This is a genomic window from Ruegeria sp. BH8 (assembly GCF_056538065.1).
In genome coordinates, this window is record NZ_JBQFSP010000009.1 from 141,931 (window position 1) to 152,531 (window position 10,601).

The 10,601-nt window shown below is 57.2% G+C and carries 10 protein-coding genes and 1 tRNA gene; 5 read left to right on the forward strand and 6 right to left on the reverse strand.

The window, feature by feature from the left end; translation table 11 throughout:
• Window positions 1–44 precede the first annotated feature (44 nt).
• Window positions 45–170, reverse strand: a complete 126-nt coding sequence (ykgO, locus tag ACR0AD_RS15290; RefSeq protein WP_008755722.1) for a type B 50S ribosomal protein L36 — start codon at window positions 168–170, stop codon at window positions 45–47.
• A gap of 90 nt (window positions 171–260) precedes the next feature.
• A tRNA-Val gene (locus tag ACR0AD_RS15295) sits at window positions 261–335 on the reverse strand.
• A gap of 149 nt (window positions 336–484) precedes the next feature.
• Here ACR0AD_RS15295 and ACR0AD_RS15300 point away from each other — a divergent pair.
• Window positions 485–1,345, forward strand: a complete 861-nt coding sequence (locus ACR0AD_RS15300) for an N-formylglutamate amidohydrolase (protein WP_480488075.1) — start codon at window positions 485–487, stop codon at window positions 1,343–1,345.
• 2 nt (window positions 1,346–1,347) lie between these two features.
• Here the strand turns inward: ACR0AD_RS15300 and ACR0AD_RS15305 are convergent, their stop codons facing one another.
• Together ACR0AD_RS15305 and pyrF are read right to left on the reverse strand one after the other, a co-directional pair.
• On the reverse strand, window positions 1,348–2,601 hold the full coding sequence (locus tag ACR0AD_RS15305) for a DNA polymerase IV (protein WP_480483956.1): 1,254 nt from the start codon (window positions 2,599–2,601) through the stop codon (window positions 1,348–1,350).
• 350 nt (window positions 2,602–2,951) lie between these two features.
• Window positions 2,952–3,656: an orotidine-5'-phosphate decarboxylase gene (gene pyrF / locus ACR0AD_RS15310; protein ID WP_480483957.1), complete on the reverse strand. Its 705-nt coding sequence runs from the start codon at window positions 3,654–3,656 to the stop codon at window positions 2,952–2,954.
• Between the two features lie 140 nt (window positions 3,657–3,796).
• Here pyrF and ACR0AD_RS15315 point away from each other — a divergent pair, with 140 nt between their 5' ends.
• Window positions 3,797–4,114, forward strand: a complete 318-nt coding sequence (locus ACR0AD_RS15315) for a hypothetical protein (RefSeq protein WP_209599181.1) — start codon at window positions 3,797–3,799, stop codon at window positions 4,112–4,114.
• Between the two features lie 125 nt (window positions 4,115–4,239).
• Entirely contained in the window at window positions 4,240–6,858 is a 2,619-nt protein-coding gene (gene clpB, locus ACR0AD_RS15320; protein WP_480488073.1) for an ATP-dependent chaperone ClpB, read from the forward strand.
• Between the two features lie 52 nt (window positions 6,859–6,910).
• Here the strand turns inward: clpB and ACR0AD_RS15325 are convergent, their stop codons facing one another.
• Window positions 6,911–7,534 (reverse strand): class I SAM-dependent methyltransferase, encoded by a 624-nt coding sequence (locus ACR0AD_RS15325; RefSeq protein WP_480488071.1) that lies wholly within the window; start codon window positions 7,532–7,534, stop codon window positions 6,911–6,913.
• A gap of 97 nt (window positions 7,535–7,631) precedes the next feature.
• The gene (locus tag ACR0AD_RS15330; RefSeq protein WP_267365017.1) at window positions 7,632–8,447 is read right to left on the reverse strand and encodes a cyclase family protein; all 816 of its coding nucleotides are present in this window, start codon (window positions 8,445–8,447) and stop codon (window positions 7,632–7,634) included.
• Window positions 8,448–8,826: 379 nt separating this feature from the next.
• Between ACR0AD_RS15330 and msrP the strand changes: the two genes are divergently transcribed.
• Together msrP and msrQ are read left to right on the forward strand one after the other, a co-directional pair.
• Window positions 8,827–9,729: a protein-methionine-sulfoxide reductase catalytic subunit MsrP gene (gene msrP / locus ACR0AD_RS15335; protein ID WP_480488069.1), complete on the forward strand. Its 903-nt coding sequence runs from the start codon at window positions 8,827–8,829 to the stop codon at window positions 9,727–9,729.
• 4 nt (window positions 9,730–9,733) lie between these two features.
• A complete protein-coding gene (msrQ, locus tag ACR0AD_RS15340; RefSeq protein WP_480488067.1) occupies window positions 9,734–10,348 on the forward strand; it encodes a protein-methionine-sulfoxide reductase heme-binding subunit MsrQ in 615 nt (204 codons plus the stop codon).
• Window positions 10,349–10,601 lie beyond the last annotated feature (253 nt).

A 10,601-nucleotide genomic window follows, 5' to 3' on the forward strand; every position in this document is an offset into this window, starting at 1 on the left:
CCGCACTCGAAGGTGCGGTTTCTTTAAGCAGTGATGTGCAGTTCTTAGCCCTGACGAGCTTTGAACTTGCGCTGCGTCTTGTTGATCACGTAGACGCGGCCTTTGCGACGCACAATCCGGCAGTCGCGGTGCCGGTTCTTGAGCGAGCGGAGCGAGTTCTTGACCTTCATGGTCTGTCTCCAATCTGCGGCGCCTTCATCAAGGACGTGGCCAGCGCCTGGGTTACTCGGGTGTCCCGGAAAACCGGAACAGTGAAATCATGGTGGGCGGTACAAGGATCGAACTTGTGACCCCTTCGATGTCAACGAAGTGCTCTACCGCTGAGCTAACCGCCCACGTTCCCTTTGCGTGCCTTGCCCCATAACGAAATGGGGCGCGGATCCCCGCGCCGGTAGCGGGGTCTATAAAAGGAGTCGCAAATGGGTTCAAGGGGTTTGGAAGAACAATTTTTCCGGTCTATGTTGATTGCGAACACGGAGGGATCATGCAAAGCGCAGCCTATGTATTGGATATGCCCGAAAACCGCACCTCGTGCGTGGTTTTTTCATCGCCACACAGCGGGCGGGAGTATCCTGAGGTATTTCTGAACCGGTCCGTATTGAACCGGAGCGTGATTCGATCCTCAGAAGATGCATTTGTTGATCAGTTGTTCGCGCCCGCCGCGGAAAACGGTGCCCCTTTGATCAAGGCGGCCATGCCACGCGCCTATCTGGATTTGAACCGCAGTCTGGATGAGCTTGACCCGGCCTTGATCAGTGGTGCCCGCAGGCACGGGCATAATCCAAGGGTCGCGTCAGGGCTGGGGGTGATTCCCCGCGTGGTTGCCAACGGTCGGGCAATCTATCGCGGCAAACTTACCATGGACGAAGCGCGGCTGCGCATCGACACCTATTGGCGCCCTTATCATGCGCGGTTGAAATCCCTGCTGGCCGAATCACACGAGATGTTCGGACAGGCAATTCTGGTGGACTGCCACTCGATGCCGCACGAGGCGGTGGCCATGGCGGGCACTGCGCGCGGAAGGCGGCCCGAGATCGTGCTGGGCGACCGGTTTGGCGCGTCCGCGTCGTCAGAGGTCGTCGATATCATTGAAGCCGCTTTCGCGGCAGCGGGTCTCAACGTGGCACGCAATGCGCCTTTTGCCGGAGCATATGTGACGCAAACCTATGGTCGTCCCGGTCGCCAGCAGCACGCTGTACAGATCGAGATCGATCGCGCTTTGTACATGGACGAAGAAAAAATCGCGCCCAATGCCAATTTCATGGCGTTCTCGAAGCTGCTCAGGCAGGTGGTTCGCGAGATTTCCAGCCTGGGTGCGAGCCCAGAGCGTCTGGCGGCGGAGTAGCTTCAGCGCAGCGCACGGCCCTTCATGATTGCTTCGGCCCCGAACCGCTGGCGAATCTCGTCCGTGGCCCGTTCGGCCTTGGATCTGCGGGCAGCATCCGGATCCAGCAAGTCGCCGGAAATATCCGCCTGATCAGCCGGGCAAAGGTCGGACAAACCACAGCCCAACAATCGATATGGCCCCTGATCGCCAACCTGATCGAACAGGCCCCGGGCCGTGCGGTAAATCCGGTCGGCAATCTGTGTCGCATCCCGCAAGGCTACGCGCCGCGTCAGGATCTTGTGATTGGCTTTCTTCAGTTTCAACGTGACAACCCGACCAGCCAGATCCTTTGCCTTGGCGCGGTCCGACACTTTCAAGGCCATCCGCCACAAATGACCGTCCAGAATATCAAGGCTCGACGTATCTTCGAAAAATGTCGTCTCGTTGCTGATGGATTTCATCGGCTCATGCGCCGATACGCGTCGCTTGTCCTGACCCCGAGCCAAGTGCCACAGGCGATATCCCATTGAGCCGAACCGCGCGGTCAGCGCTTCCTGATCCCAACGCAGCAAATCACTGAAAGTTCTGATCCCTGCCTTGTCCAGCGCTTCTTGCGCAGCCGGGCCAATGCCCCAGATCAACCGTACGGGTTTGTCATTCAGAAACTCTGCCGTTTCCGCCTTGCCAATCACTGAAAATCCGCGCGGTTTGTCGAGATCCGAAGCGACCTTGGCCAAAAATTTGTTGTGACTTAATCCGATAGAGCCGGTGACACCGATTTCATCCTTCATGCGCTTGACCAGACGCGCCAGCATGACGGCCGGCGGCGCGCCATGCAGACGTTCGGTTCCCGACAGGTCCATGAAGGCTTCGTCCAGCGACAGGGGTTCGACCACGGGTGTCAATTCATCCATCATCGCGCGGATGTCGCGCGACACCTCAGCGTAGACGGACATGCGGGGCTTGATCACGACGGCTTCGGGGCAGAGTTGCAGGGCCTTGAACATGGGCATAGCCGACCGGACGCCGCGAATACGGGCAACGTAGCAGGCAGTTGAAACAACGCCGCGCTTGCCGCCGCCAATGATAACCGGTTTGTCCGCCAGTTCCGGGTTGTCACGTTTTTCAACCGAGGCATAGAAGGCGTCACAATCCATATGGGCAATCGACAAGTCAAACAGTTCCGGGTGTGTCTTTACCCGCGGACTGCCACAGGCAGTACAGCGTTGTTCGTTTGACAATGTGGTCAGGCAATCTCGGCAAAGACCGGGCATCTGCGTCCTCATGCGTTCCGCAGTTGGCTTGGACGTTCTTTATATCACCTGTGATCCTGGATCAAAGGCCCTGCTGACATGGGGTGATTTGGAAAGAAGACCCCCCGCACATCGCGGGGGGAAGTAACGAACCTCAGGAAGAAGCGGTTCGTTGGGGAGTATTTCCCCTTCAGAATCTCTGAAAATCCTTGGTTTCGATAGGATGAAGGTTGTGCCGAGAAAACTCGGGTTTTGAATGTGTGTTTTCTGGCACAGAGACGATTTGGCGCGGTTTTGTCAAAAAGTGACCTAAGGTCAACTTGTTGCGCGGAAAACCCAACGCAAAACCCACCTGAAAAGGCCAAGTGGTCTTAGCACACCTTGAGAGAATTTAGTTCGGAAAGAACGGTCTCAGCAGCGGCTTTTGGGTCTATTGCCTGATAAATCGGGCGGCCGACAACGATATGATCAGCGCCATCCTGAATAGCGCTTGCAGGGGATGCTACACGTTTCTGGTCACCAAGCGCTGCGCCAGCCGGGCGCACACCAGGGGTTACGATCAGACGCCCTTCAGCCTGTGGCAGAGCCCGGATCAGGGCGGCCTCTTGCGGGCTGGCGATAACGCCATCAGCCCCGGCTTCAAAGGCCTTGGCCGCGCGTTCGACAACCAAATCCTGCACATCACCAGGTTTCAAAAGACTTGCGTCCAGATCGTCGCGGTTCAGCGAGGTCAGGATGGTTACGGCGAGGATCTTCAGGTCTTTACCCGCAGCACCTTCTTTGGCGGCGCGCACCACATGAGGGTCACCATGCACGGTCAGAAAATCCAGATCGAATTGCGCCAATCCCCGCACGGCATTCTCAACTGTATTGCCAATGTCGAACAACTTCATGTCCAGGAAGATGCGCTTGCCGTGATCTTGTTTCAGTTCGTTGGCCAATGCCAGCCCGCCACCGGTCAGCATACCCAGCCCGATCTTATAGAAAGAAACACTGTCCCCCAAACGTTCTGCCATGGCCAACCCTTGCAGAGCGTTGGGAACATCAAGGGCTACGATCAGGCGGTCATCAGACATGGGGGGCGCTCCTTTTTGGCAAACGTCTGCGTCCTAGCGGCTTCGGGCCGCTCTGTCCATCTGCTAAGCCGCGCAGGCAGCTTCAAATCGTGTTATCGTGCTCTGTATTGAAAACTCGAATTCAAAATAAGGGGCGACAAATGAAAAAGCTGGTTTTGTTGGGCGCGTTGATTGCACTGGCCGCATGTAATGAAACGCCGCCCGAGGAGACGGATACAGGGGCTGCACCTGTGCCGACCAATGACGATTTGCGTTTGGTTGGTGGTTACAGGTCCGAGGATGATTGGTGTCAACTTACTGGTGAAACGGCGTTTACCGGCAATTTCCTGGACCATACGGCAGATCTGGTTTCTTGCCCGACGGGAAGTGCGGCAGCCCAATCTTTGGTGAATGATCTGGGTGCCGTTCAGGTCGCCGAGACCGGTGGTTATTCAGTCTATACCATCCAGCGCGAATAGGTCGATTTCTGTGTTTTAGCCTCTTGAACCACCGAAGATATTTCCCAGATTGAATGTGAGGCTTCGACCGACATGTGCTGCCAGGCGGGCATGTCAAAACGGGGCGCTTGGAAAAGGAGAATATCATGGACTTGAACAAGTTCACCGAGCGGGCACGGGGATTCGTGCAGGCAGCGCAAACCATTGCGCTGCGCGAGGGGCACCAGAGGCTGGAGCCTACGCATATACTCAAAGCACTGATGGATGACGATCAGGGGTTGGCCAGCAACCTGATCACGCGCGCGGGTGGGGCCCCGAACCGCGTGGTTGAAGCGCTGGACACCGCGATGGGGAAAATCCCCAAGGTCAGCGGCGACGCGAGCCAGATCTACATGGACGGCCAGACCGCCAAAGTACTGGACGAGGCTGCAAAGTTGGCATCAAAGGCGGGCGACAGTTTCGTGCCGGTCGAACGCGTGTTGATGGCGCTGTGCATGGTGAAGTCCAAGGCCAAGGATGCATTGGACGCCGGAGCCGTATCAGCGCAAAAGCTGAATGAGGCGATCAACGACATTCGCAAGGGTCGCACCGCTGACAGCGCGTCGGCGGAAGAAGGCTATGACGCGCTCAAGAAGTACGCGCGTGATCTGACCGAGGCTGCAGCCGAAGGCAAAATTGATCCGATCATCGGTCGGGATGAGGAAATCCGCCGTTCGATGCAGGTTCTGTCGCGTCGCACCAAAAACAACCCGGTTCTGATTGGTGAGCCCGGCGTCGGTAAGACCGCGATCGCCGAAGGTATGGCCCTGCGTATCATCAACGGCGATGTGCCTGAATCGCTGAAGGACAAGAAGCTGCTGGCGCTCGACATGGGTGCTTTGATTGCTGGCGCGAAATACCGTGGCGAGTTCGAAGAACGCCTCAAGGCCGTTCTGACCGAGGTGACTGAAGCCGCGGGTGAGATCATCCTGTTCATCGACGAGATGCACACGCTGGTCGGTGCCGGGAAATCGGACGGTGCAATGGATGCGGCCAACCTGATCAAGCCTGCGCTTGCCCGGGGTGAACTGCATTGTATCGGTGCGACCACGCTGGATGAGTATCGCAAATACGTAGAAAAAGACGCTGCCCTTGCGCGCCGGTTCCAGCCTGTAATGGTACAGGAGCCGACAGTCGAAGATACGATCAGCATCCTGCGCGGCATCAAGGAAAAGTACGAACTGCACCACGGTGTGCGCATCTCGGATTCAGCGCTTGTTTCAGCGGCGACCCTGTCGCACCGCTATATCACTGACCGCTTTCTGCCCGACAAAGCCATCGACCTTGTCGACGAGGCCGCATCGCGTTTGCGGATGGAGGTCGACAGCAAGCCCGAAGAGCTTGATCAACTCGACCGGAACATCCTGCAGATGCAGATCGAGGAAGAGGCGCTGAAGCTTGAAGATGACGCGGCCTCGAAAGATCGTCTGGAAACCTTGCAAAAGGACCTGGCCGATTTGCAGGAGCGATCCGCCGAGATGACAGCACAATGGCAGGCCGAACGCGACAAGCTGGCGGGGGCCCGTGACCTGAAGGAACAGCTCGACAAGGCGCGCGCTGATCTTGAGATCGCCAAGCGTGAAGGCAACCTCGCCAAAGCGGGGGAATTGTCCTATGGCGTCATCCCCGAGCTTGAAAAAAAGCTGACCGAGGCCGAGAACGCCGAAAGCAATGGTATGATGGCCGAGGAAACGGTGCGCCCTGAACAGATTGCTTCCGTCGTGGAGCGCTGGACCGGTATCCCGACCTCGAAAATGCTGGAAGGTGAGCGCGAGAAGCTGCTGCGGATGGAAGACGCTTTGCATTCCCGCGTGATCGGTCAGGATGCAGCGGTGACTGCCGTCGCCAACGCCGTGCGCCGTGCGCGTGCGGGTCTGAATGACGAAGGCCGCCCGTTGGGATCGTTCCTGTTCCTCGGGCCGACCGGCGTGGGTAAGACCGAGCTGACCAAGGCCGTGGCGAATTTCCTGTTCGATGACGACAGCGCGATGGTGCGTGTCGATATGTCCGAGTTCATGGAGAAACACGCGGTTGCCCGTCTGATCGGGGCTCCTCCGGGCTATGTCGGTTATGACGAAGGCGGTGTGCTGACCGAAGCCGTGCGGCGCAGGCCCTATCAGGTCGTGCTGTTTGACGAGGTCGAAAAGGCGCACCCGGATGTGTTCAACGTGCTGTTACAGGTTCTGGATGATGGCGTTCTGACCGATGGTCAGGGCCGCACCGTGGACTTCAAGCAGACGCTGATCATCCTGACGTCGAACCTTGGGTCTCAGGCGCTCAGCCAGTTGCCCGATGGCGCGGACAGTGCGCAGGCACGCCGTGACGTGATGGATGCGGTGCGGGCACATTTCCGGCCCGAGTTCCTGAACCGTCTGGACGAAACGATCATCTTTGACCGCCTCAAGCGGGCCGATATGGATGGCATCGTCGATATCCAGATGGCGCGTCTGCAAAAGCGCCTGGCGGCCCGCAAGATCGAACTGGCCCTGGACGATGGTGCCAAGGAATGGCTGGCCAATGAAGGCTATGACCCTGTCTTCGGTGCCCGCCCGCTGAAACGCGTGATTCAGCGCGCCCTGCAGAACCCGCTTGCCGAAGCGCTGCTGGCCGGTGAGATCAAGGATGGTGAGGTCGTTCCGGTCACTGCCGGAACTGATGGTCTGATCATCGGTGACCGGTTGGGGACGTCGGAACGGCCCCGCCCCGATGATGCAGTGGTGCATTGATTTAGGAACGAACGGAAGACCCGCCGCATTGGCGGGTCTTTTTTGTCTGCATCTACGCTCTTCGACGCGCCAAAATTCCCCGGCTTGTCCGGGATGGTGGGCCTGCGGGGAATGAGTACTCGCTTTCGCATTCAAAGCCAGCTTTGTGCAATAGTCCCAGAATTTCTTCTCTGCCGAATGTGCGATGGCGCCATTGCAGCCAGATGATTGCATTGCACCAATGCGGCTTTGACACCACCAGATACAAACGACCGCCAGGGCGCATCATATCGTGAATCTTCTCAAGTGCGCGCAACGGATCGGGGCAATGTTCGATGACATGCGCAGCCAGTGCCACATTAGCAGGTTCCAGAACGACAGACCCTAACAATCCCTGCACAAGTCTTGGCTCGACACCCCGCGCCTGTAACGCGCTTTGACCCTGTTTCAACATGGCTTGACTGGGTTCGAGAAGGGTTATTTCGACGGGTGACCCGTGAATAGCGACCCAGGCTTCTGCAAACGAGGCCGTCCCGGCACCGATATCAACAACCCGACTGTTATGCTCTGTCGCGAGCTGACTTGCTGACAGAAAACCAAGATACGCATCGTAATAACCAAGAGCACGCATCTTATCCCGCCATTTTGGTGCAGCGGTATCATAGCGCCGTGTGGTGTCAGACTTGGTCTTGCCCATTGGCTGGCTTGCTCTCAGTGCCTACCACTCATGGAATGCGCAGATGGAAACTGACCCACTGAAGAAAGCGGGCCAGTTTCCCCAAACGTCAGTTTCATCAGATCAGCGCAAGTATCCGCGCCGGACCTCCGGTGCCGCCTGCGTGTTTCGGTGCGCCAATAACAAGTGTTGCGCCTGACGCGGGTACCTGATCCAGATTGGCCAGGCATTCGATCCCGAACCGGCCGGATGGCAACCAGGCATAATGGGTGGCGAAATCCGCAGACATGCCGTGATCCAGTGACAAGGTGTCAACGGCAATAGACCGGGCTCCGGTTTCCTCCATCAGCATCTGCGCAGCTTCAACGTGAAAGCCCGGGTAATGCTGCGCTTCACCGTCGAAATTGCGGAACGCGTCCGTTGCCGTTTTGCCAGCCCACCCAGAGTGCATGGCGACACAAGCGCCGTCTGGTATATCGCCATTGGTGGCTATCCAGGCTTTCAGGTCATCAGGGGTTAAACGCGTATCGGCGTCTTCTGCTGCGCGGGCAGCGATATCGACCACGCAAAGTGGTGCGACCAGATCTGAAACCGGGATTTCATCGACCGAAGCCCCATCCGCAGAAAAGTGCAGCGGGGCATCTATATGCGTGCCCGTATGCTCATTGATTGACAAATTGAACAGATTGAATCCGTGCTCCGCGAAATTGAATGCCTGTTCGGCCGAGATACCCGGCTCTCCGCCCCAGGTCGGGAACTCCGGGCTGAGCGTGTGGGTCATGTCTTGGACACCGCCATGCCCCGCGGCCAGTGCGGCCGGTGCCATAGCCCCGGTTGCGGCAGCCGCAACACCCGATGCCGCCGCGGCTTTGAAGAACCCGCGCCGGGACAGCATCCTGTCTTTTACGGCGTTCATTACACAGATATCACACATTTTTCGTCCTCCCATTGCGGCCACGCGGCTGCAAAAACAGGCCCGCCACACTGTTGATCGCGTATGGTGCCTGTCTGACAGAGTGCAGTTTTGGACCCGCAGTTGTAAAGACTGCAGGCAGACAACCCGGCTGTTGCCCTCCGTTCAGAGCCAGCTCTGAGTGAATCGTATATCCCCAACGAAATGTTCGAGCACTGAGAGTTGGCTCAGGTCGTGACAACCGCTGAAAGCGGACAGAGCGCGGCACAATCCGCCTGTCTGGGCCTGTCGCCACTCGGAACGTTACAATCACGTCGCTCAAACGTGACGCCTGTTTCCATGGGTCTGTGCTATCAGCACCCTAAGTCTGTAATGACAAACAAATACGACGGAGACCTAGATGGCGCATCGCTGGACCAATACATTAACACATGCCGACGTCACCCCACGGGCGTCCTTCCTGAACCGTCGGCAGGTCATGGCCGGGATGGCGGGTGTTGGTGTGGCGGCAATGGGCCAACCAGCTGCGGCGCAGGATGCGCTGGAGCCGAACACCTGGGATGAGATCACGAGTTACAACAATTATTATGAGTTCGGGACCGGAAAAGATGACCCGGCGAAATATGCGCATACGCTGGTGACCGAACCCTGGAGCGTAAAGATTGACGGTCTGGTCGATCGTCCTGGTGAGTATGATTTCAAGGACATCCTGTCCGAGATGACGATCGAAGAACGCATCTATCGCTTCCGTTGCGTTGAAGCCTGGTCGATGGTCGTACCATGGAACGGGTTCGAACTGGCCGATCTTCTGAAAATGGCGGGGGTGAAAGACGGCGCGAAATACGTGGCGTTTGAAACGGCCTACCGCCCGGATGAGATGCCGGGAACGCGCTATCCCATTCTGGAATGGCCCTATCGCGAGGGTTTGCGCCTGGACGAGGCGATGCATCCGCTGACGATCATGGCCACTGGTATCTATGACAAGCCGATTCCAAATCAGAACGGCGCGCCTTTGCGTCTGGTCGTACCGTGGAAATACGGGTTCAAATCGATCAAGTCGATTGTCCGGATCACGCTTGTTGAAGAAGAGCCGCCCACGAGTTGGAATATGGCCAATTCGCGAGAATACGGTTTTTATAGTAATGTAAACCCGAACGTTGATCATCCGCGCTGGTCGCAAGCCTCCGAACGTGAAATCGGCGGCGGCCTGTTTGCCTCGCGCAAACCGACGCTGATGTTCAACGGTTATGAAGAAGAGGTCGCCAGCCTTTATGAAGGTATGGATCTGGCCAGGAATTACTAGAATCATGCAGGCCATCAATCAGACACTCCGGCGTATTCCGGTATGGGCCGTTTATCTGATGGGCGCGCTGCCCGCGCCCTGGCTGTTCTATCTTGGCCTGACTGGCGGTTTGGGAATCGAACCGATTGAGGCGCTGGAACACCGCTATGGCGAACTGGCTTTACAGTTGCTGATTGCCGGGCTGGCCATCACATCCTTGCGCCGATTTGTGGGCTTGAACCTGATGAAGTTCCGTCGGGCCATTGGGGTGCTGACTTTTGTATATGTCAGCCTGCATCTCCTTGTCTGGCTGGTTCTGGACGTTCAGCTTCCCAGCCAGATTTGGGCGGATATCCTCAAGCGTCCTTATATTACCGTTGGAATGGGGGCGTTTCTTTTGCTGTTGCCTCTGACGGCAACATCCAACAACTGGTCGGTGCGCCGACTGGGGCCGCGTTGGCGCAGGCTGCATTGGCTGGTGTACCCGGCCGCTTTGCTGGGCGGCCTGCATTATGTGATGCTGGCAAAAGGGTTTCAGATCGAGCCGCTGATCTATTTGGCAGCTATCGTCATTCTTCTTGCCCTTAGGTTGCCGATTCCAAGCCTGTCACTCCAGTCCAACACAGCAGATTCTGCCTGACTCGGAAGCGAGTCTGTGAGTAACATTGTAAACAAGGCGATAAAGTGCGGAACCCCATCTGTGTTTCCGACGATTCCGGCGCGCTTCCGCCTGATCGTGAATAGTTAACGCGTTGAAAATAAATAATTATTTTTGAAATCGGCATTTTCTTTTGTTTTCGTGCATTTTCCGCTTGCGGGTTTTGAGAGTAATACTTAGAACCCCCTTCACCGGCGCAACTGAGGTTGGCCTGACGGACTGGAAAGACGGTTGA